This window comes from Lonsdalea populi (assembly GCF_015999465.1).
Lineage (GTDB): Bacteria > Pseudomonadota > Gammaproteobacteria > Enterobacterales > Enterobacteriaceae > Lonsdalea > Lonsdalea populi.
The window spans coordinates 1,664,296-1,685,893 of sequence record NZ_CP065534.1; the positions used below are offsets into that span (position 1 = coordinate 1,664,296).

At 58.1% G+C, this 21,598-nt stretch carries 17 protein-coding genes and 1 pseudogene; 8 read left to right on the forward strand and 10 right to left on the reverse strand.

Annotation, left to right across the window (positions count from 1 at the left end; translation table 11 throughout):
- Positions 1-189 precede the first annotated feature (189 nt).
- Together I6N93_RS07250 and I6N93_RS07255 are read right to left on the reverse strand one after the other, a co-directional pair.
- The gene (locus I6N93_RS07250) at positions 190-2,121 is read right to left on the reverse strand and encodes an exoribonuclease II (protein WP_085684333.1); all 1,932 of its coding nucleotides are present in this window, start codon (positions 2,119-2,121) and stop codon (positions 190-192) included.
- Between the two features lie 183 nt (positions 2,122-2,304).
- Complete coding sequence (locus tag I6N93_RS07255) at positions 2,305-4,614, reverse strand: FdhF/YdeP family oxidoreductase (RefSeq protein WP_085684513.1); 2,310 nt, start codon at positions 4,612-4,614, stop codon at positions 2,305-2,307.
- Between the two features lie 248 nt (positions 4,615-4,862).
- Here I6N93_RS07255 and I6N93_RS07260 point away from each other — a divergent pair.
- Both I6N93_RS07260 and I6N93_RS07265 read left to right on the forward strand, forming a co-directional pair.
- Positions 4,863-6,455, forward strand: a pseudogene (locus I6N93_RS07260) (PTS transporter subunit EIIC).
- Between the two features lie 31 nt (positions 6,456-6,486).
- Positions 6,487-7,812, forward strand: coding sequence for a 6-phospho-alpha-glucosidase (locus I6N93_RS07265; RefSeq protein WP_085684331.1), 1,326 nt, complete (start codon positions 6,487-6,489; stop codon positions 7,810-7,812).
- A 21-nt stretch (positions 7,813-7,833) separates the two neighbouring features.
- On the opposite strand, the gene I6N93_RS07270 is transcribed toward I6N93_RS07265, so the two are convergent.
- Positions 7,834-8,583 (reverse strand): GntR family transcriptional regulator, encoded by a 750-nt coding sequence (locus I6N93_RS07270; RefSeq protein ID WP_085684329.1) that lies wholly within the window; start codon positions 8,581-8,583, stop codon positions 7,834-7,836.
- Between the two features lie 414 nt (positions 8,584-8,997).
- Here I6N93_RS07270 and I6N93_RS07275 point away from each other — a divergent pair, with 414 nt between their 5' ends.
- Entirely contained in the window at positions 8,998-9,933 is a 936-nt protein-coding gene (locus tag I6N93_RS07275) for a LysR family transcriptional regulator (protein WP_085684511.1), read from the forward strand.
- Positions 9,934-9,997: 64 nt separating this feature from the next.
- On the opposite strand, the gene fabI is transcribed toward I6N93_RS07275, so the two are convergent.
- From fabI to pspF, 7 genes are all read right to left on the reverse strand, one after another.
- Positions 9,998-10,786 (reverse strand): enoyl-ACP reductase FabI, encoded by a 789-nt coding sequence (fabI, locus tag I6N93_RS07280; protein ID WP_085684327.1) that lies wholly within the window; start codon positions 10,784-10,786, stop codon positions 9,998-10,000.
- A gap of 155 nt (positions 10,787-10,941) precedes the next feature.
- A complete protein-coding gene (sapF, locus tag I6N93_RS07285) occupies positions 10,942-11,757 on the reverse strand; it encodes a putrescine export ABC transporter ATP-binding protein SapF (RefSeq protein WP_085684325.1) in 816 nt (271 codons plus the stop codon).
- Complete coding sequence (gene sapD, locus I6N93_RS07290; protein ID WP_085684323.1) at positions 11,757-12,749, reverse strand: putrescine export ABC transporter ATP-binding protein SapD; 993 nt, start codon at positions 12,747-12,749, stop codon at positions 11,757-11,759. The genes sapF and sapD overlap by 1 nt, the downstream gene beginning before the upstream one ends.
- 15 nt (positions 12,750-12,764) lie before the next feature.
- Positions 12,765-13,655, reverse strand: coding sequence for a putrescine export ABC transporter permease SapC (gene sapC, locus I6N93_RS07295; protein WP_085684322.1), 891 nt, complete (start codon positions 13,653-13,655; stop codon positions 12,765-12,767).
- A complete protein-coding gene (gene sapB, locus I6N93_RS07300) occupies positions 13,642-14,607 on the reverse strand; it encodes a putrescine export ABC transporter permease SapB (RefSeq protein ID WP_085684320.1) in 966 nt (321 codons plus the stop codon). The genes sapC and sapB overlap by 14 nt, the downstream gene beginning before the upstream one ends.
- Positions 14,604-16,301 carry an ABC transporter substrate-binding protein SapA gene (gene sapA, locus I6N93_RS07305; RefSeq protein ID WP_085684318.1) on the reverse strand — a complete coding sequence of 566 codons (1,698 nt, stop codon included), beginning with the start codon at positions 16,299-16,301 and terminating at the stop codon, positions 14,604-14,606. The genes sapB and sapA overlap by 4 nt, the downstream gene beginning before the upstream one ends.
- Positions 16,302-16,431: 130 nt before the next feature.
- Positions 16,432-17,421 carry a phage shock protein operon transcriptional activator gene (gene pspF / locus I6N93_RS07310; protein WP_112103557.1) on the reverse strand — a complete coding sequence of 330 codons (990 nt, stop codon included), beginning with the start codon at positions 17,419-17,421 and terminating at the stop codon, positions 16,432-16,434.
- Between the two features lie 223 nt (positions 17,422-17,644).
- Between pspF and pspA the strand changes: the two genes are divergently transcribed.
- The 5 genes from pspA to I6N93_RS07335 all read left to right on the forward strand — a co-directional run bounded on the left by pspA (position 17,645) and on the right by I6N93_RS07335 (position 21,546).
- Entirely contained in the window at positions 17,645-18,310 is a 666-nt protein-coding gene (pspA, locus tag I6N93_RS07315) for a phage shock protein PspA (RefSeq protein ID WP_085684316.1), read from the forward strand.
- 61 nt (positions 18,311-18,371) lie between these two features.
- Entirely contained in the window at positions 18,372-18,599 is a 228-nt protein-coding gene (gene pspB / locus I6N93_RS07320; protein ID WP_085684314.1) for an envelope stress response membrane protein PspB, read from the forward strand.
- Positions 18,599-18,955 carry an envelope stress response membrane protein PspC gene (gene pspC / locus I6N93_RS07325; RefSeq protein ID WP_085684312.1) on the forward strand — a complete coding sequence of 119 codons (357 nt, stop codon included), beginning with the start codon at positions 18,599-18,601 and terminating at the stop codon, positions 18,953-18,955. Before pspB ends, pspC begins: the two co-directional genes overlap by 1 nt.
- A 144-nt stretch (positions 18,956-19,099) precedes the next feature.
- The gene (locus I6N93_RS07330) at positions 19,100-20,509 is read left to right on the forward strand and encodes a YcjX family GTP-binding protein (RefSeq protein ID WP_085684310.1); all 1,410 of its coding nucleotides are present in this window, start codon (positions 19,100-19,102) and stop codon (positions 20,507-20,509) included.
- Positions 20,506-21,546: a YcjF family protein gene (locus I6N93_RS07335; protein ID WP_085684308.1), complete on the forward strand. Its 1,041-nt coding sequence runs from the start codon at positions 20,506-20,508 to the stop codon at positions 21,544-21,546. The genes I6N93_RS07330 and I6N93_RS07335 overlap by 4 nt, the downstream gene beginning before the upstream one ends.
- The last annotated feature ends 52 nt before the right edge of the window (positions 21,547-21,598 follow it).

The following is a 21,598-nucleotide window of genomic DNA, read 5'->3' on the forward strand; positions in this document are numbered from 1 at the left end:
GACGTTGATGGCTGACCTGATTGCCACGCAGAGAGAGGCGTTCAGCGGGAAAGCGAATACGCTTTTTACTATCTCGCGGGTGGCAAAGGTGGGGCGATAACGAGTGGATTAGGAGCCGAAGAACGAAGGGAATGAGATTATCTGGCGGGAGCTGACGCCATCGGGAGCCCCTGATGGCGTCATAACGACTTATGCTGCCGGTTTGGCGATGATGCTGCGCGTCTCCAGACGCACTTCCTTCAACATCACATCCAGCTTGTCGCTCTGGCGGTAGACGATTTCACCTTTGATGGTGACGGTTCCGGTTTCTTGACTGCATACCAGTTCGTCGCGGACGGAATGGATTAACGAGGCCGGAATAAATGCCGTCGCGCCGTTGTCCAGCAGACGAACCCGTAAGCCACCGCGCGTGACGTCCATAATCTCGGCGGAGAAACGCGTGTCGGTGCCCGCATGCGCCTTCAGGTAGCGAGCGTACAGCCAATCGCTGACGTCGCGTTCGGCCATACGATTGAGGCGGCGACGTTCCGCCAACTGAACGGTGACCTCTTCCCGCGGTTTCTCCGCAGCCTGACCGGTGATAATCGCTTTCAGCAGGCGATGATTCACCATATCGCCGTATTTACGGATGGGCGATGTCCAGGTGGCGTAGGCTTCTAAGCCCAGGCCGAAATGAGGACCCGGTTTGGTGCTGATTTCTGCAAACGACTGGAAGCGGCGCATACGGCTGTCCAGGAACTGCGTCGGCAGGGCGTCCAACTGACGACGCAACACGCAGAAGCCTTCCAGCGTTAGTATCCGCTGCGCGTCGGCCTGAATCTCGTTGCTTTCCAGAATGGCGACGGCCTGTTCCACTGTGACCGGATCGAACCCGTGGTGGATGTTGTAGATGCCAAAGCCCAGTTTTTCGCGCAGCACGATGGCGGCACAAACGTTAGCGGCGATCATGGCTTCTTCGACGATGCGATTCGCGATGCGGCGCGGTTCGACCACGATATCCAGCACTTCCCCTTTCTCTCCCAGCAGGAAGCGGTAGTCCGGGCGATCTTTGAATACCAGCGCGTTTGTGGCGCGCCAGGCGCTGCGCAGTTGCGACATCTTGTGCAGCAGGCGGATCTGGGTCGCGATAGCCTCATTCTCGGGCTGCCATTCTCCCTTTTGTTCCAGCCAGTCAGACACGTCGTCGTAGACCAGTTTGGCGCGGGATTCGATCCAGGCGGCGAAGAACTGGATATCACTCATCGCCCCATCTGCGGCCAACGTCACGCGGCAGGCCATGACCGGACGGCGTTCCTGCGGGCGCAGGGAGCAAATATCGTCCGACAAGTGACGCGGTAACATTGGAATGTTGAAACCGGGCAGATAGTTGGTGAAAGCACGTTTGCAGGCGATGGCGTCCAGCTCGCTATCGGCGGGGACATAAGCCGTCGGATCGGCGATCGCTACGGTCATTTCCAGCGTGCCATCGCCGTTGTCGCGGACGTACAGCGCGTCATCCATATCTTCGGTACTGGCGCTATCGATAGTGACAAAGTCCAGCGCGGTTAAGTCTTCACGCGTCAGTACGCCATCATTTATCTCAGCCGCGTCGTTCTCCGGCGCGTTACGCTCCAGACTGTGACGTGACAGCGTCACCCACCACGGTGCCAGCGGATCGTCGCCGGTGGTGATGTATTCTGTGATTTCCGCATGGAAATGACGGTCGCCTTTGAGCGGGTGGCGACGCATTTCCGCTACCGCCCAGTCGCCATCGTGGATCTCGTGGTCCAGTTGACGCGTCACACGGCAGTTGATCGCATCTTTCAGCAAAGGATGGTCGGGGGTGATCGTCAGGCGGTCGTCTTTCTTATGAATGCGGCCCACGAAGCGAGTCAAGAATGGTTCGATCAAGGATTCGGGCTCGGCGATTTCGCGATCTTTTTCCGTATGCAGCGTCGCAACAATACGGTCGCCGTGCATGACTTTTTTCATGTGCGGCGGCGGGATGAAGTAGCTCTTCTGTGCTTCGGCTTCAAGAAAACCAAATCCCTTATCGGTGCCTTTTACGACGCCTTCTACACGTGGCGTCTTAGAATGGAGTTGCTGTTTAAGCTGTGCAAGCAGCGGATTGTCTTGAAACATAGCGTCCAGAAATGCGGTTATAGGTGGCTTTAGCGGCACACAGTTTTACGCGAATCATACCCCGGCGGCAAGCGTTGATCGGGGGCTCCCGCAAGATTTGCCGACTGTGGCGAGAGGGGGGAAACGCGGCTTCGGCGGCCGTAAAGGCGTATGAGCGCCCCCTGCCGCCGATCGCGCTTATAATCAGGCTATCCTTCTCAGCGAAGCGGCGTCGCTACGGGAAACGCGCACGGGAATCGATTTAGACGTCGGAGTAAACGTCTGGTCGCCATAGCTCGAGAGCGGCACCAGCGGATTGGTTTCCGGATAGTAGGCGGCCAGATTCCCGCGCGGGATAGCATATTCAACCAGTCGGAAACCGCTGACTTTACGGGTAATGCCGTCATGCCACAACGTCTCGATATCCACCCGATCGCCGTCCTTAAGTCCCAGCGCGGCAATGTCCTCCGAATGCATGAACAGCACTTCACGTTGGCCGTAGACGCCTCGGTAACGGTCGTCCAGTCCGTAAATCGTTGTGTTGTACTGATCGTGGGAGCGCAGGGTCTGCAAGGTAAACGGCGCCCGCCCCCCATTCTGCTCAGGAACGACGCTGGCTGGCAGCGGCGCATGGCTGAACATTGCTTTTTGGCTAGGAGTGTTAAAGCGTAACTCGGCGGCTGCGTTGCCCAGATAGAAGCCACCCGGTTCGGCGCAGCGCTGGTTAAAGTTGTTAAAGCCCGGCAGCGTAGCCGCGATGTGGTCGCGGATCAAATCATAATTTCCCGCCAATGCCAGCCAATCGACCTTGTCGTCGCCCATCACCGTGTGGGCGATACCGGCGACGATGGCCGTTTCGGAACGCTGCTGGGGAGAGAGCGGCCGCCCGACGCCTTCGGAGGCGTGCACCATGCTGAAAGAGTCTTCAACGGTGATGTACTGAGGTCCGGTCGCCTGAACATCTTGATCTGTCCGTCCAAGCGTCGGCAGAATCAGGGATTCTTGCCGGCCGGTGGTCAAATGGCTGCGATTCAGCTTGGTGCTGATATAAACGGTCAGATCGCAGCGGCTGATGGCGTCTGCAGTACGCGCACTGTCCGGCGCGGCGGCGGCCAAATTCCCGCCTAGCGCAATGAGCACGTTGATCTCATTGCGCAGCATCGCTTCAATCGCCTGAACGGTGTTATGGCCGTGCTCACGCGGCGGGGTAAAGTCGAAATGCGCCGCCAGACTGTCCAACATCGCCGCCGAGGGGTTTTCATCAATCCCCATTGTCCGGTTGCCCTGTACATTGCTGTGGCCGCGAACGGGGCACAGGCCTGCGCCCGTTTTGCCCAACTGGCCAAACAGCAATTGCAGGTTGACGATTTCCCGCACGGTCGCTACTGAGTGCTTATGCTGGGTGATGCCCATGGCCCAGGTGCAAATCACGCGCGGGGAGTTCAGGTATAGCTCGGCGACGTGGCGCAGCTGTGCTTCGCTCAGGCCGGACTGTTCGACGATATGAGTCCAGCTCGTCGCATCGATCTGCTCAAGATAGGCTTCGACCCCGTCAGTGTGGCTGTCGATAAATGTCTGATCGAAGATACCTGGCTCCCCGGCGGCCAGACGCTGGCGATGCGTTTCCAACAGGGTTTTGACGAGGCCGCGGACGGCGGCCATATCCCCGCCTAAATTCGGCTGCAGGTAGGTATCGCTAATCGTGCCCGATAGCGACGTCAGCATCTCTACCGGGTTTTGCGGGTCGGTAAAGCGTTCCAGCCCGCGTTCGCGCAGGGTATTGAAAGTGATCACGCGAGCGCCGCGGGCGGCGGCGGAGCGCAGGCTGTGCAACATGCGCGGATGGTTGGTGCCGGGATTCTGGCCGAACACCAAAATGGCGTCGGCATGGTGGAAGTCGTCCAGCCGCACGGTGCCTTTACCGATGCCGATGCTCTGTTTCAGCCCGGTGCCGCTCGCTTCGTGGCACATATTGGAGCAATCCGGGAAATTATTGGTGCCCATCATGCGGCCAAACAGTTGATAGAGATATGAGACTTCGTTGCTGGCGCGGCCCGACGTGTACAGCTCCATCTGGTTAGGGCTATCCAATCCGTGAATATGATGTGCGATCAGCGCAAACGCCTGTTCCCAGGTGATGGGAAGGTAGTGGTCTGTGTGGTGGTCATAGCGCATCGGGTGTGTCAGCCGCCCCTGATATTCCAGAAAATAGTCGCTCTGGCGGCGCAGCGAACTGACGCTATGGGCGGCGAAAAACTCAGGTCCGACCGCTTTGCGCGTGGCTTCCCAACTTATGGCTTTAGCGCCGTTTTCGCAGAAGCTGAAGGTGCTGTGGTTATCGTCGCCCCAGGCGCAGCCGGGGCAGTCGAATCCACGCGGTTTATTCACCCGCATCAAGTTGCGGATATTTTTAAAGGCTTCTTTGCTGTCAAGAACGTAACGCGTAGTGGCTTCCAGCGAGCCCCAGCCCCCTGCGGGGCGGCGGTATGGCTTGATTTCTGGTTTAAATTTCATCATGGGATGTGCTGGCCATATTGTTTTGAATATGTGAATGGATTTTTAACAAGTTGAGACTATATGTTAATTCTAGGATCGCCGGGCAGGAACGTCTAATCAAATGCGGCTATGGCGAGATAGAGAGGGCTTATCGCAAATAAAGTGTGACCGGGTGCAGAATCTTAATTTTTTGTCTAGTTGTATATACAAATTTTGTTATTTTCCGGCTATTCCTTAATCAGAATGAAAAACAGGAAGGGCAAATAATGAAAGATCTTGGCAATAAGGTTCACGCCTTTGGTAAGGCACTCATGATGCCGATTTCGGTCATCGCCGCCGCCGGGATTTTCCTGGGGCTGGCGGCAGCGATGCAAAACCCGGCCGTCACCGGCGACGCGTTCGCCCACATGCAGATCCCGCAGCTCATCATTGGTTTTATTCGTCAGATAGCCGGCGCGCTCTTCGCCAATCTACCGCTGTTTTTCGCCGTCGCCAGCGCGATAGGTCTGGCCAATGCCGAAAAACCGACTGCCGCTTTTGCCGCCGTCATCGGTTTCATTTCCATGCATGTCGGCGTGCAGGCGACGCTCACCGCGCAGCACCTTACGCCGGTCACCACCACGGTGGAGGCGCTGACGGCAGGTGGAATGGACCGCACGGCGGCGCTGATGTACGCCGCCGAGTTCACTAAAACGCTGGGTATTTTTACCTATAATATGAGCGTGTTGGGCGGGGTCATCGCCGGGGTGGTAACAGTCATGTTGCATAACCGCTTCTACACAATCGAATTGCCGACCGCGATCAGCTTCTTTGGCGGCCGCCGCTTCGTGCCCATTATTACGGTGATGTGCCTGCCGCTGGTGGGGATCGGTCTGGCGCTGATTTGGCCGACCATCGGCGCTGGTATCGCCTGGATTGGGGCGTTAATCGGCCACAGCGGCCAGTACGGCGCGTTTCTCTACGGCTTTTCCGAGCGCATTCTTATCCCTACCGGGCTGCATCATATTCTGAACGAAACCGTGCGCTTTACTCCTATCGGCGGCGTAGCGACGGTGGACAGCCAAACGGTGGTGGGTGCCCTGAACATCTTCAACACCTCGCTGACGCATCCCGGTGCCGTCAGTGACGAGGCGATCCGTAACGCCACCCAGTTTCTGGCCCAGGGCAAAATTCCCGTCATGATGTTTGGCCTTCCCGGCGCGGCGCTGGCGATGTATCAGTGCGCCCGGCCTGAGCATAAAGAGCGGGTGAAAGCGTTGATGTTGGCCGGGGGACTGGCGTCGTTCACCACCGGGATCACCTAACCGCTCGAATTCTGTTTCATCTTTGTTTCTCCCGTTTTGTATCTGCTGCATGCCGTACTCAGCGGCCTGTCTTTCATGCTGATGTCTCTGGCCCACCTGATGATCGGCAATATTCAGGGCGGCGCCATCGATTTGGTCGTGTTTGGCGTGCTGGGCGGGCTGAAAACCCAATGGTGGTATGCGGTATTGCTTGGCGTGTTTTACTTCCTGATTTACTACGCCGCGTTCAAGTTCGTGATTAAGCGTATGAACGTTGAGACACCGGGACGGGAGCCTGAATCGGCGGCATCACCAGCGCCAGTCAGCGCGGATGAACGCACGCAGACCATCATCGACGGGCTGGGCGGCCAGAGCAATATCGCCGAAGTGGACTGCTGCTTTACCCGGCTGCGCGTGCAGGTAAAAGACATCAGCCTGGTCGTGGATAACACCCTGATGACGACGGGAGCAAATGGCGTCAAGCGCATAAATGAACATAACGTCCAGGTTATTTACGGACCGAAAGTGGAAAAAATCGCCCAGGACGTCAAAACAGCGCTTGGCGTCACAGCGTAATGAAACCTCAACCGAAAAATGGGAAGCAGCTATGACGAAGACATACAGTATTGTGATTGTAGGCGGCGGGTCGACCTGGACGCCGGGGTTACTGAAGGCGCTATGCAAACGACAGAACACGTTTCCCTTGAGACGGGTGGTGATGTATGACGTCAACGCCGAACGTCAGGCGGTGATCGGCGACTTTGCCCGACTGCTGTTCAGCGAAGAGTACCCGGCGCTGGATTTCTCCTACACGACGGACGTCGAAGAGGCGTTTCGGGATGTTGATTTCGTCTTCTGCCAGATGCGCACCGGCGGTTACGAAATGCGAGAAAAGGACGAAAAAATCCCGCTTTCATTGGGCGTCATCGGTCAGGAGACCTGCGGGCCGGGAGGATTCGCCTACGGCATGCGTTCTATTGGCGACATGATTAAACTGGTGGAACAGGTGCGGGCGCGCTCGCCTCAGGCCTGGATTTTGAACTACACCAATCCGGCGGCCATCGTCGCCGATGCGCTGCGCGTCAAGTTTCCGGATGACAAACGCATTCTCAATATCTGCGACCAGCCGGTCAATCTGCTGCGTTCCTATGCCCGCATTTTGGGCCGCGACGTCAATGAGTTCGAACCGGTCTATTTCGGCCTTAACCACTTTGGCTGGTTTACGCATTTGTACGATCGCCAGGGAACCGACCTGTTGCCGCAGCTGAAAAAGCTCATCCTCAATCAGGGATTCAAGCCCGCCGACGCAGAGCAGCGCGATGCCTCGTGGCTGAATACCTACGCGGTGGTGGCCGAGATGCTGCGGGATTTCCCTGACTATTTGCCGAACACCTATCTGCAATATTACCTGTACCCGGATTACAAGCTCAGCAAGCTGGACCCGAACTATACCCGCGCCAACGAGGTGATGGCGGGAAGGGAAAAACGCGTGTTTGAGACATGCCGAAAGGCGGTCGCCGCTGGAACGACCAAAGACGCCAGCGTGGTACACAACGATGCGCACGGAGATATGATTGTCGAAGTCGCCGAATCCATCGCCTATAATCAGCATCGTATCTTCGTGGTGATCGTGGAGAACCACGGTCTGGTGAACAATCTGGATGACAGCGCGATGGTGGAAGTAGCGGCGACGCTCGGCATCAATGGTCCTCGGCCCTATGGGGTGGGCAATATTCCCACGTTCTATAAAGGGATGATCGAACAGCAGTTCGCCTACGAACGTCTGACGATTGAGGCCTGGTTTGAAGGGTCTTATGCCAAGGCGTTGCAGGCGCTGACGCTGAATCGGCTGGTGGTGGATGCGAAAAAGGCGCGCAAGGTGCTGGATGCGCTGATCGAGGCCAACCAAGGATATTGGCCGGCGTTGGCCTGATGGCTGACGCGAACAAGAGGATTATGGCGTGAAGAGAGGACGCAGCGGCGCGTCGAGGGTAAAGGTATAGCGCCGCTGATTGTAATAAACGTTGGAAAGCTCGAAGGGCCGCTCGTCAGCGAAAAAAGCGACGACGTTCGCGCGCAGCACCGGTTCGTCCCGTGCCAGCCCGAGAGCTTCCAGCACATCGACGGAGGGTAGCTCGGCGAAAATCTGTTTATGGCTGCCGACGGCGTCGTAGCCTTTGGATTTAAGGTAGGCGTACTTGGACTGATTCAGATCATGCTCGCTCAGGTCGGGAAACAGGGACTGAATCATCCAGGATTGTTCATACACAAACGGCGTGCCGTCAATCAACCGCAGGCGCACCATGTAGTGAACCGGCGTCTCTTGGTCTATGAGCAGGGCATGAGCCACCTCGGCGGTGGCGGGTTGCTGAGAAAAATTGAGCAGTTGGTTGACTATCTTGCGCTGCGTGCTGTTGGCGACTTCGCTGGAGGTCAGATGCTGGTCCAGCGGCAGTTGTACTTTTACCCGGGTATCCGGCTGAGCGACGAAGGTGCCGCGTCCGCGAAAGCGTTCAACCAGTCCCTGTCGAACCAGATAATCGACGGCTTTGCGCGCCGTCATCCGTGAAACCTGATATTGCTGACATATTTCCGCTTCGGTGGGGAGCGGGTCGCCGGGTTTCAGCGTGTTGTCATGGATTTGACGGGTCAGGATCTGCTCGATTTGCAGATAAAAAGGAACAAAGGAATGTTTATCAATCATCTTTATTCTTCCTCCATTGGTTTCAGCAGGTTAGATAGTATCGGGGGATAGTTATCTATACAAGCTTCCGCCTTTTTCCTCCACGTTCACGATATACCGCAGAGAACCGTGATTTGAATTTGGGCATCATGCTTATAAAATGGTGCGAGTTAAGAGACCCATTCCGCTCACGCTGCGATCAGCGTTACCCCTCGGCGGCCTCATTCATTGGAAATACTTGTGCGGGGCGATATTCAAGGGCGTAGCGAGGGCTTCGCTCGGAATAAAAACCATGCGCGCGTCATGTCCGCTATCCTCTGTCGGCACACGGAACGAAGCGGTGCTTTAGGCTAATCAGTCAATAACAAACAGACGTCCGGCGCGATTCAAACGGCAGCGGTTTCCCTCCGCGCCCAACTTTTAGGAATGATGAAAATCGATATCAAACAACTTATTTATCTGTGCAACCTGGAAAAGGCTCGCCACTTCGGCCGTGCTGCCGAAGCCAGTTTTGTCAGCCAGCCTACGCTCTCTATGCGACTCAAGAATCTGGAACGTGAGCTGGGACTGTCGCTTATCAATCGCGGCAATAATTTCGATGGATTCACGGCGGAAGGCGAGCGCGTGCTGGCGTGGGCGCGCGAGATGGTGGCGGGTTATCAAGGGCTGAAGCTGGAAGTCGACGCGCTGAAACGGGGCACGAGCGGGCTGTTACGCATCGGCGCCGTCCCACAGTGTGGTATCGCAGTGCCGCAGATGCTGGCCGCAGTGCGCCATATCTATCCTGAATTGGCTTTCCAGGTATCGCTGTTTAGCGCGGATCGGCTTTTGGAGGCGCTGCAGGCGCATAACGTAGATGCCGGGATCGGCTTTTTTAAATCTGCAATGCTCGAAGAACCGCGTTTTCAGGTGATCTCGTTAGGCACGCCGCATATGGCTCTGTTGTTTAATCCGCAGCACTTTCCTTCGTTGCTGGGCGATAAGCCGCTCTCTCTGGCCGAAGTCGCCGAACTGCCGCTGTGTCTCACGGACACCGAACGCTATTTACGCGGGTATCTGGATTTGCTCTGGCAGGACGCAGAGGTGACGCCGAAAGTGGTGGTGGAAAGCGACTCGGTTTTGCAACTCATTCAAAGCGTATTCGTCGGTCTGGGGTGCGGCATTGTGCCTCAAGGCAGCTTGTTGCCGGAAATGACGCCGGGGCTCGCATGGCGTAGCCTGACAATACCTTTGATGCCGCGCACTACGGCCGTGGTCGTCGCCGGACAGGGGAAGGCAACGGCACTGGCCCAGCATTTTTTTAACGTGGCGACAGCGTGGTTAGCGCGACAAAACGCGGGAGGTAACGACGAAGCGACAAACGACGAGTGAGGCATGAAGGGGGAGGGAGAGAAAAAGAAAACAAGCGAGCCCGCAGGCTCGCTTACTCGAGGGATCAATCCAGCTCCAGCTCGTTCATCGCAGCGATGTTGAAACCGCCGTCGACATGCAGAACTTCACCGGAGATCCCGGCAGCCAGATCGGAACACAGGAAGGCGGCGGAGTTGCCGACATCTTCGATGGTCACCACGCGGCGGATCGGCGTCACGGCTTCGCAGTGAGACAGCATCTTTTTAAAGTTCTTGATGCCGGATGCCGCCAGGGTACGGATCGGACCTGCGGAGATCGCGTTTACGCGCACGCCCTGAGCGCCCATGGCGTTCGCCATATAACGCACATTGGCTTCCAGGGACGCTTTCGCCAGACCCATCACATTATAGTTCGGGATGGCGCGCTCTGCGCCCAGGTAGGACAGCGTGACCAGCGCGGAATTTGGGTTCAGCATTTTGCGGCAGGCTTTCGCCATGGCGACGAAGCTGTAGGAGCTGATGTCGTGAGAGATAGCGAATCCTTCACGCGTCACGGCATCAACATAGTCGCCGTCCAACTGGTCGCCCGGCGCGAAGGCGATTGAGTGCACGAAACCATCAAAGTTCGGCCACACTTTCGCCAGTTCGGTGAACAGTGCTTCGATGCTGGCATCTTCCGCAACGTCACACGGCAGAACGATGTCAGAACCGAGCTCGCTGGCAAAACCTTCTACGCGAGACTTCAGCTTGTCGTTCTGATAAGTGAACGCCAGTTCGGCGCCTTCGCGTTGCATCGCCTGTGCGATACCGAATGCGATGGAGCGGTTACTGGCAACGCCCGTTACCAGAATGCGCTTACCATTAAGAAAACCCATAGCAGTATCCTTGTGATCATTATTGCTGCGATCGCCGTTAAAGCATGATTGATTAAGGGGGCGACCGGTGTGAATAAACCGGGCGATTCTAGCATGAGTGATGCCAGATGTAATACTTTGGTCATCACCGCTGCGTCATGCCCGGACGGGATAAGTTAAAGAACGCCGCCGTCGCTTCTCCAGGCGTCGGCGCTCAGTGCTTCGCCGAAATGGCTGGCGATCAGACGCTTGGTTAAATCGTGCAGCGGCGCTGCCAAAACGTCCGCGGTACTCCCGCGCTCGACGACTTCGCCGTTATGCATGACCAGAATCTGATCGCTGATGTGTTTCATCATCCCCAGGTGCTGGGTCACGTAGATGTAGGAGATACCGTGTTTTTCCTGCAACTCCAGCATCAGGTTGATGATTTGCGAACGCATGGACATATCCAGCGCCGCCAGCGCTTCGTCAGCCACAATGACTTTCGGTTGCAGAATGAGCGCTCGCGCCAGCCCAACGCGTTGCTTCTGGCCCGGTGCCAGCGCGTGCGGGTAATAGGAGGCGTGGTCGGCGCGCAGACCCACCTGGCGCAGCGCCAGATAGACGGCTTGTTCCCGCTCTTCGGGACCGAGTTGCGTATTCAGCCGCAGCGGCAGTTCCAGCAACTGACCAATCCGCTGACGTGGATTCAGCGCGTTGCCGGCATCCTGAAAAATCATGCGAATACGCTGGCTGCGGTAGCCGTAATCGCCGTATTCGAGCGGATGGTCGTCAATCACCAACTGACCTGAGGTAGGCGGGAGCACGCCCGCCAGCATTTTCGCCAGGGTCGACTTCCCGGAACCGTTCTCGCCGATAATCGCCAGCGTTTGCCGCTCGCGCAGGGTAAAACTCACCGACTTGACCGCCTCGACGTGCTGCCGACGGAACAGGCCGGTGCGGTAGCGGAACGTCTTGGTGAGATTGCGAGCTTCGAGCAGGGTCTCCACCATCAGGATTCCTCCATATTGAGCGGGAAGTGGCAGGCGTACCAATGGTTTTTCGCCACGATCAGCGGCGGCGTGATCATGCACTCGCGCTGCGAATAAGGGCAGCGCGGGCCGAGACGGCACCCGACAGGCAGATGCTCCAGCGACGGGATCGCGCCGGGCAGCGTATTCAACCGGCTCTTGTGAGGGAGCGCGCGGCCGAAGTCCGGCATCGCGCGGATCAACGCCTGCGTATAGGGATGATGCGGGGTGCTGATCAGCTCGCCGCTGAGCGCGCTTTCGACGGTCTGACCGCAGTACAGCACGTTGATGCGGTTAGCCCATTTACTCATGGTTTGCAGGTCATGGCTGATCAGCAGAATCGTGGTGTTGTTATTTTGATTAAGCCGCGACAGCAGGCGGAAGATCTGTGCCTGCGTGGTGGCTTCCATCGCGTTGGTTGGCTCATCGGCGATCAGCAGCCGGGGCTGATTGGCCAGCGCGATGGCGATCATGACTTTCTGGCACTCCCCCTCGGTCAGCTCATAGGGGTAACTGCGCATGATGTCCTTATGGTCCTTGATCCCCACGCGGTGCATCAGCGCGACGGCGCGGCGTTTACGCCAGTTGAAGCGCTGCCACCAGCGTCCTTTATAGGTCCAGCCTGGAATAGACTGAAGCAATTGACGCCCGATTTTGGCGGAAGGATCGAGACACGACTGCGGCTCCTGAAAGATCATCGATAGATTGTGACCCACCAGCTTGCGTCGTTGTCTGGGCGTGAGCTTTAGCATGTCGATGTTGTCGAAGCGGAAACGGTCGGCGGTCACGCGCCAGTTGTCTTTGGTGATGCCGCAGATTGCCTTGGCGATCAGGCTTTTCCCCGACCCGGATTCCCCTACCAAACCGCGGATTTCTCCTTCGTTCAGGCTGATGCTGACGCGATCGACGGCCTTGACCGGCCCTTCGGCGGTCATGAATTCGATGGTCAGATTACGAATGTCCAGTAACGGCATGTCTTTTTTCCACCACTATTCGGTTTGTGCCAGCAGAGAACGGCGCAGGCCATCCCCCAGCAGGTTGACGATCAGTACGCTCAGGGTAATGGCGCCCCCAGGCAACATGACGATCCAGGGCGCGGCGTAAACCAGTTCCAGCGAATTTCCCAATAGCGTTCCCCACTCGGTCGTCGGCAACTGCGCGCCCAGATTGAGAAAGCCCAGCGCGGCAATATCCAGGACGGCGATCGACAGGGCGCGGGTGAATTCGCTGACCAGCAGCGGCAAAATATTGGGCAGCACGGCATACCAGATGATATAGCGCGTGGACGCGCCATCCAGGCGCGAGGCGATGACGTACTCTTTTTCCAACTCGTCATGCACGGCCGTATAAATGGTGCGCACCATCCTCGGCAACAGCGCTAAACACACGGCGAGCATGGCGTGTTCAAGCTTTGGTCCGATAAAGGCGATGACCACAATCGCGAGCAGCAAAGAGGGGATAGACAGTAGGGTGTCCAGAATATGGTTCAGCACGGCGGAGCGCAGTCCGTGGGTCACCCCCGCCAGCAGACCGACCAAAATGCCAAACAGCGCCGCGCATAGCGTGACCAGCAGCGCAGAGCCAATGGTAGGAGCCGCACCGCTCAGCAGTCGGCTCAGCAGATCGCGGCCTAAATCGTCCGTTCCCAGGAAGAAGGATACCTCGCCATAGTGCGACCACGACGGCGGCAACAGCTGGTAGCCGAGGAACTGCTGGTCTACGGCGTAAGGGGCAAGGTTGTTGCCGAACAGACATAGCGCGATCAGCATCAGAAAGCCATAAAACCCAATCATGGCCAGGTGGTCCTGTTTGAACATGGTCCAGGTATCGCGCCAGCGGCTGGGCTGGTGCTTTTCGCGGTAAATGTTATCGGAGAGCATACCATTCCTTATTTTTCAATGGGTTGGTCATCGCACCCCAGATATCGGACAGCACGCCGATGGAGGACACCATCATACCGATCACCATGACGCCCGCCGAAATTGCAGCGTAGTCCTGCTGGCGAATGGCGTTCACCAGCCAACGCCCGGCGCCCGGCCAACTGAACACCACTTCGGTTATCATCGCCAGCGTCAGCATGGCGGAAAACTGCAGCCCCAGTTTAGGAATGATGGGCGGCAGCGCGTTGTGCAGCAAATGACGGCGAATGATGGTCGTGCGCGACAGCCCGCGCGTGTAGGCCGCCTTGATGTAGCTTTTGCTGATAATTTCGGTGGTGCTTATCCGCATCAGCCGGAACACCTCGGTCGTCGGGGCGACGGACAGCACCGTCACCGGCAGAATCAGGTGGCGAACGGCGCTCATCATCATCTCGTCCCGGTAGGGGGACTTCGCCAGCCAGGCGTCTATCAGCGAGAATCCGGTGACGCGCGGCACCTGATAGAGCAGATCGAAGCGGCCGGAGACCGGGAGCCAGCCCAGGTGCAGCGAGAAGAACAGGGTCATCAGCAGCGCCAGCCAGTAGACTGGCAGCGAGAACCCCAGCAGCGCCAGACCGCTCAAAATCTTGTCCTGCGTTTTGTTTTGCAGGATGCCCGCGGTGATCCCCAGCACGATACCGATGACCAGCGCCAGCGAAAAGGCCAGAACGCACAGCTCTATGGTGGCGGGCAGCACTTCTTTTAGCTGTTCGCTGACCGGCTGTCCGTTGATACTGGACAGCCCGAAGTTCCATTGGAATAGGCCGACGAAATAAAAGCGGTAGGCATCAAACAGGGCCACGCCGCGCAGCGGCGCGTGGGGGGTGAAATAGAGCAGGCTGAAGCCGACCAGCGACAGCAGAAACAGCGTCACCAACAGCAATAGCAGGCGGCGCAAGGCATAGATAATCACGGCTCGACTCCTTCCATTGGCGGCGGTTCAGGCCGTTCCGGCGGCGCAGGCCGTGGCGCATCGCTTTCGCGGTAGACGCCGGCGAAAGAGGTATTACCGAAGGGGCTAAGTACCAATCCTTTCATATCATAACGATAGGCCTGCATACGCAGGGAGGACGCCAGCGGCAGCACCGGCAATTGTTCCGCCAGAATCTGGTGCGCCTGCTGGTAATAATCAATGCGCTTGGAGAGCTGTTGCGAGGCGAGCGCGTCTTGCAGCACCTGATCGAATCGGCTATCGCACCAGTGGGCATAGTTGGTTTGCGAGCGGATGGCGGCGCAGCTTAACAGCGGGCGGAACACGCTATCCGGATCATTGCTGTCGGTGGCCCAGCCCGCGAGGGTCAGGTCGTGATTCATTTCCATCAGACGCGCTTCCTGAAAGCGCCCCTCGACCGGTATCAGCGTCACTTCCACCCCCACCTGAGCCAGATCGGCCTGAATCAGCTCGGCGGTTTTCACCGGACTGGGGTTGTAGGACTGTGACGTACTGGGCACCCACAGCTGAAGGTGCAAACGATTCACGCCCAATTCCTGAAGCATCCGCCGTGACTTCTCAGGGTTGTAGGCGGTGATCTGCGCCTCGCTGTCATAGGCCCATGAGGCGCGGGGCAGAATGGATGCGGCGGTTTCCGCCGTACCGTAATAAATCGACTGCATCAGGCGGTCATTGTTGATCGCCAGCGCCAGCGCATGGCGGACGCGCGGGTTGTCCAGGGGCGGTTTGCGCACATTGAACGCCAGATAGGCGACGTTCATGCCCGGACGCAGCGACAGACGCAGGCGTGGATCGTTACGCAGGATGCTAAGCTGGCTGGCGGCCGGATAAGCCAGAACATCGCACTCGCCGGTCAAGAGTTTGGACAGGCGGCCGGTGCCGCCCGCGCCGAGGTCGAACACAACCTGTTCCATACGCGGCTGGCCACGCCAGTAGTCGTCATTGCGCTGTAAACGCACAAATTGCCCGTAGCGGTATTCGTTCAGCCTGTAAGGGCCGGTGCCGACCGGCAGACGGTCGATCAGCTCCTCTTTATCCTGTCGTTGCAACAGCTGGGCATACTCCGCGGACAGGATGGGCGCATAGTGCGTCGCCAGATGCCACAGGAACGAGGCGTCCGGCTTGTTCAGGCGGATCTCGATGGCATAGTCGCCGATTTTACGAATACTCTGCACCGTATCGGCGAACTGCAGACTGTCGAAATAGGGATATTCGCCGCCGTTGATGTCGTGAAACGGGTGATGGACATCCAGCATTCGCTGGAAGCTGAACAGCACATCGTCCGCGGTCATGACGCGGGTCGGGGCAAACCACGCGGTGTGCTGAAACGGCACGTCGCGGCGGAGTGTGAAGCGATAGGTTGCGCCGTTATCCAGAACTTCCCATCGTTGGGCCAGCTCGGGAACCAGTCGATAGGTATAAGGATCGACGCCCAGCAGGCGATCGTACAGCTGGGCGGCGAGGGTATCCACCATCACGCCGCTGCGCGCCATCTGCGGATTGAACGTCGTCAGTTCATCGTTGACGCAATAGACAAAGCCGCTGTTGCGGATATCTTCCGGTGGCGTCGGGCTTGATGTGGGCGGCAACGGTGCAGCCAGCGCGGAACCTGTCAGGCAGGCCAGCGCGAGCGCAAGAGTGTATTTTCCAGACATACGGGAGTTTTCAGGCAATATGCGATAGACAGAGTGTAACGCACTCTGCGTCGCGTCCCAATTTCTTGTCGCCAAACGTTGCCTTTTTCACCATCGAACGAGCCTGCCATCTCAAGCGGCAGTCACGGATTCAGATCTCATTAACCGTAATGGCGTGTTTTTTCAGCAGCCCGCGCAGCTGGTGGTAGGTCAGCCCCAGTAGTTCGGCGGCCTTGCGCTGATTGAAGCGCGACTGGGCCAGCGCCTGCTGCAACAGCTGGCGCTCTTGCTGACTCAGCCAGCCTCGCATATCCAGCGGCAGCGCGGGCCGCGTATCTGGCGCGGCGTCCTGGACTGACGGAGCCGCCGTCGGTTGAAACGGGTTGATGATGATATGGTCCAACGGTTCGCTGCTGGTGCCGTGGCGATAGACGGAGCGCTCCACCACATTTTTGAGCTCGCGGACGTTGCCGGGCCAGCTATATTCGAGCAGGGTGCGCTGCGCCCGCGCGGTCAGACCGGGGAAGAGTGGCAGTCCCAGCTCCCGGCACATCTGCACGGCAAAATGGTCCGCCAGCAGCATGATGTCCTGCTGACGCTGGCGTAGCGGCGGAAGCTGCACCACGTCGAATGCGAGGCGGTCCAGCAGGTCGGCGCGAAATTTTCCCTGTGCCGCCAGCGCGGGCAAATCATCGTTGGTGGCGCACACCAGCCGCACGTCGACCTGCAACGATTGCCCGCCGCCCACGCGTTCCAGCACGCCATATTCAATGACGCGCAGCAGCTTTTCCTGCACCAGCATTGGCGCGGTCGCCAGCTCATCCAAAAAAAGCGTGCCGCTATCGGCGCGTTCGAAACGGCCGAGATGCCGCTTTTGAGCACCGGTGAATGCCCCGGCTTCATGGCCGAACAGCTCCGAATCCAACAGGTTTTCATTCAAGGCGGCGCAGTTAAGTGAAATAAACGGCCCCTGCCAGCGGGGTGACAGGTAGTGCAGGCGGCTGGCGATCAGTTCTTTGCCGGTGCCGCGCTCGCCGATGACTAATACCGGTTTGTTGAGCTGCGCGAGCTGGGATACCTGTTCCAGCATTTCGAGGAAGCTGTTGGCTTCCCCCAGCAGCGAATCTTGTTCGTAAGCCACGAAATCACCTTGTCATATTGACTAACTGTTAGCGAATTTAATCAGCATAGCAGCCGGGTATAATGACGTAAAAAAGAATAATACTTTTAAATTCAGCTGATTATTCTATTTTGCGACATTGGCATGGAGATTGAATTACCTCATGGAGATAACGTGACCCGATACGCCGGGGCGGATCCACCAGGCGTACCAAGACGCCGGAAATCATTAAGAGGATAACACTATGGGTATTTTTTCTCGTTTTGCCGACATCGTGAACGCCAACATCACCTCCTTGCTGGACAAGGCGGAAGATCCCCAGAAGCTGGTTCGGCTCATGATTCAGGAAATGGAAGACACGCTGGTCGAAGTGCGCTCCACCTCAGCGCGAGCGCTGGCGGAGAAAAAACAGCTGGCGCGCCGCATTTCTCAGGCCCACGCTCAGCAGGCGGAGTGGCAGGAAAAAGCCGAACTGGCGCTGCGTAAAGATAAAGAAGATCTGGCCCGTGCCGCTTTGATTGAGAAGCAGAAGCTGACCGATCTCATCGTCGTGCTGGAGCAGGAAGCGGAGAACGTGGATGAAACGCTGGAGCGCATGAAGCGTGAAATCGGCGAGCTGGAAAATAAACTGACCGAAACCCGTGCGCGTCAGAAAGCGCTGACGCTGCGCCATCAGGCCGCCAGTTCTTCGCGCGATATTCGCCGTCAGTTGGATAGCGGCAAGCTGGATGAGGCGCTAGCGCGCTTCGAGCAGTTCGAGCGTCGCATCGACTCCATTGAAGCCGAAGGGGAAAGCGTGGGTCTGGGTAAACAGAAAACGCTGGACCAGCAGTTCACTGAACTTAAAGCGAACGATGAAATTGACGCGCAACTGGCGGCGTTGAAAGCTAAAGTAAAACCTGCGGAGTAACCGCTACGGGCCGCCACCACCGGCGGCCTGAGATACGCACCATAATTATTAAGGAGAGAAAATGGGCGCTCTGGTTCTGACGATGATACCGCTGACCATTTTTCTGCTATTCGTCGCTCCGCTTTGGCTTTGGCTGCATTACAGTCAGCGAAAAAACCGTGCTCAGTTGGGGACGGCGGATATGCAGCGGCTGCATACATTGACGCAAGACGCGCAGCGTATGCGTGAACGTATTGAAACGCTGGAAGAGATTCTGGATGCGAAACATCCAGACTGGAGGCAATCCTGATGAGACTGAACCGGGGTTTTAAAAAGCTGTATCTGATGCCGGAAGAGGGCATGATCAAAGGCGTCTGCGCCGGGCTGGCTCACTATTTCGATGTGCCGGTGAAACTGATCCGTCTGATTGCCGTGCTGTCGATCTTTTTTGGCCTGTTCTTCTTTACCGTGGTGGCTTACATCGTGCTGAGTTTTATACTGGAGCCGGCGCCGCCTGCCGCCTACGGGACGCCGGACGCTTCTCCCAACCAACTGTTGGATCAGGCGGACGCGCAGCTGATGGAGAGCGAGCGCCGTCTGCGCGATATCGAGCGTTACATCACCTCAGACACTTACGGCGTGCGCAGCCAGTTCCGCCAGATGTAATCCCCTCCGCCACGGTCAAGCCTGCGCCGACACCGTGGCACGTCTGTTACCCCGACACGTGCGCTTTCGCATTTTGCCGTCGGGCACCATAATAGCGTTTACCCACCATCACCCTCTGAAACGACACACAGGGAAAGGAGAGTCATGGCAAACCCCCTAAATCGACTGCAGCAGGACATCGGCGCGCTGGTGAATCGCGGCGTTGATCGTCATCTGCGTCTGGCCGTCACCGGCCTGAGCCGCAGCGGCAAAACCGCGTTCATCACGGCGCTGGTTAATCAACTGTTGTCGGTGCACAACGGCGCGCGTTTACCGCTATTCACGCCCGTCCGGGAGAACCGGCTGCTGGGCGCGCGGCGCATCCCGCAGCGGGATTTGGGCGTACCGCGCTTCGCTTACGACGAAGGCATGGCCTCGTTGTACGGCGAGCCGCCCGACTGGCCGACGCCGACGCGCGGCGTCAGCGAGATCCGGCTGGCGCTGCGCTACCGATCTAATGATTCGCTGCTGCGGCATTTCAAAGACAACGCCACGCTGTATCTGGAAATCGTCGACTATCCGGGGGAATGGCTGTTGGACCTGCCGATGCTGGAGCAGCGCTATCTGGACTGGTCTCACCAAATGAGCGGCTTGTTGCAGGGAGAACGGCTGACGTGGGCACAGCCCTGGCTGTCGCTGTGCGAACAGCTGGACCCGCTGGCACCGGCGGATGAAAACCAGTTGGCGGCGGTGGCGCAGGCCTACACGGATTATCTGCTGCATTGCAAACGGGAAGGCCTGCACTTTATTCAGCCGGGCCGGCTGGTATTGCCCGGCGACCTGGCGGGGGCGCCGGTACTGCAATTTTTCCCCTGGCCGCTGAAGCGCGATGGGCAGGAGTCCGCGCTGGCGCAGGCTGACGCATCGACCAATATCGGTATGTTGCGTCAGCGTTTTGACTACTACTGTCAGCATGTGGTGAAAGGGTTTTATAAGCAGCACTTTGTTCGCTTCGACCGCCAGATTGTGCTGGTGGACTGCCTGCAGCCGCTCAACAGCGGCGTACAGGCTTTTAACGATATGCGTCTGGCGCTGACGCAACTGATGCAAAGCTTTCACTACGGCAAACGTACACTGTTTCGCCGCTTGTTCTCTCCCTGCATCGACAAGCTGATGTTTGCTGCGACCAAGGCGGATCACATCACCACCGATCAGCACGCTAATCTTGTGTCGCTGCTGCAGCAGTTGGTACAGGACGCCTGGCAAAACGCGGCGTTTGAGGGCATCAGCATGGAATGCGCCGGGATCGCCTCCGTTCAGGCGACGCAAAGCGGTTTGGTCGACCACCAAGGGCAGAAGATCCCGGCGCTGAAAGGCCATCGATTAAGCGATGGCAAGCCGTTGACGGTCTATCCCGGCGACGTGCCGTCACGTCTGCCGGGACCGGCGTTCTGGCGCGAGCAAGGTTTCCATTTCGATGCGTTTCGACCGCCGGAAATGAACATTGATACACCGCTGCCGCATATTCGCCTGGATACGGTGATGGACTATTTACTGGGGGACAAAATGCGATGACCGAACCGCTGAAATCACGCATGAGTTTTGAAGAGGAACCGCCGATGGACTTACCGCCGACGCTGCGTCCCAACGTGACTTTCGACGAGCTGGCCGCCCGGCAATTCACGCCCACGCTGGCGGAGATCGAGCCAGAAGACGGCGTAGCGGAAGCCGCCGTGAGCGGCGCGTTGCGCCCACGCCGCAGCCTGTGGCGACGCATGGCTATGGTCGGCGTCGCGCTGTTCGGCGCCAGCGCCCTCGCCCAGGGCATCCAGTCGCTCCATCAGGCGTGGCTGAATCAGGACTGGATTTCTCTCGGAGGGATTGCTGCCGGAACGCTGATCGTCGGCGCGGGCGTCGGGTCGTTGGCGATGGAGTGGCGTCGTTTGTACCGCCTGCGTCAGCGGGCGGAGGCGCGCGACCGCGCCGCCGAGTTATTGCACAGCCACGGGATGGGCGCGGGACGTGCGTTTTGCGAGCATCTGGCGCGGCAGGCGGGGCTGGACCATGGACACCCGGCGATGCAGCGCTGGCTCGCCTCGCTGCATGAAACGCACAACGATCGGGAGGTGGTGGCGCTGTACGCAGAGCTGGTGCAGCCGGTGTTGGACGTTCAGGCGCGACGTGAAATCAGCCGCTCGGCGGCCGAGTCCGCTCTGATGGTCGCCGTCAGCCCGCTGGCGCTGGTCGATATGGTCTTCATCGCCTGGCGTAACCTGCGGCTGGTCAATCGCATCGCCGGTCTGTACGGCATTGAGCTGGGCTATTTCAGCCGGGTTCGCCTGTTTCGTCTGGTGCTGCTCAACGTCGCTTTCGCCGGCGCGTCTGAACTGGTGCGTGAAATCGGTATGGACTGGATATCGCAGGACCTCGCAGCCCGTCTGTCCGCGCGCGCCGCGCAGGGAATGGGGGCGGGACTCCTGACGGCACGTCTCGGCATCAAGGCGATGGAGCTGTGTCGTCCGCTGCCGTGGCTGGACGATAAGCCGCGTCTGGGGGATTTTCGTCGCGAGCTGGTAGGGCAGTTGAAATCAACGCTCGCCGCGAAAAAATAATTCGTCTGACTCTATGTCGCCTACGGCGATCGCAGCAGGGGAAAAGCGTATA

What these genes read in the sequence shown, in the direction of transcription:
- I6N93_RS07250 (WP_085684333.1), bottom strand. Translation starts at nt 2,121, where the DNA reads ATGTTTCAAGACAATCCGCTGCTTGCACAGCTTAAACAGCAACTCCAT.
- I6N93_RS07255 (WP_085684513.1), bottom strand. Translation starts at nt 4,614, where the DNA reads ATGAAATTTAAACCAGAAATCAAGCCATACCGCCGCCCCGCAGGGGGC.
- I6N93_RS07265 (WP_085684331.1), top strand. Translation starts at nt 6,487, where the DNA reads ATGACGAAGACATACAGTATTGTGATTGTAGGCGGCGGGTCGACCTGG.
- I6N93_RS07270 (WP_085684329.1), bottom strand. Translation starts at nt 8,583, where the DNA reads ATGATTGATAAACATTCCTTTGTTCCTTTTTATCTGCAAATCGAGCAG.
- fabI (WP_085684327.1), bottom strand. Translation starts at nt 10,786, where the DNA reads ATGGGTTTTCTTAATGGTAAGCGCATTCTGGTAACGGGCGTTGCCAGT.
- sapF (WP_085684325.1), bottom strand. Translation starts at nt 11,757, where the DNA reads ATGGTGGAGACCCTGCTCGAAGCTCGCAATCTCACCAAGACGTTCCGC.
- sapD (WP_085684323.1), bottom strand. Translation starts at nt 12,749, where the DNA reads ATGCCGTTACTGGACATTCGTAATCTGACCATCGAATTCATGACCGCC.
- sapC (WP_085684322.1), bottom strand. Translation starts at nt 13,655, where the DNA reads ATGCTCTCCGATAACATTTACCGCGAAAAGCACCAGCCCAGCCGCTGG.
- sapA (WP_085684318.1), bottom strand. Translation starts at nt 16,301, where the DNA reads ATGTCTGGAAAATACACTCTTGCGCTCGCGCTGGCCTGCCTGACAGGT.
- pspA (WP_085684316.1), top strand. Translation starts at nt 17,645, where the DNA reads ATGGGTATTTTTTCTCGTTTTGCCGACATCGTGAACGCCAACATCACC.
- pspB (WP_085684314.1), top strand. Translation starts at nt 18,372, where the DNA reads ATGGGCGCTCTGGTTCTGACGATGATACCGCTGACCATTTTTCTGCTA.
- pspC (WP_085684312.1), top strand. Translation starts at nt 18,599, where the DNA reads ATGAGACTGAACCGGGGTTTTAAAAAGCTGTATCTGATGCCGGAAGAG.
- I6N93_RS07330 (WP_085684310.1), top strand. Translation starts at nt 19,100, where the DNA reads ATGGCAAACCCCCTAAATCGACTGCAGCAGGACATCGGCGCGCTGGTG.
- I6N93_RS07335 (WP_085684308.1), top strand. Translation starts at nt 20,506, where the DNA reads ATGACCGAACCGCTGAAATCACGCATGAGTTTTGAAGAGGAACCGCCG.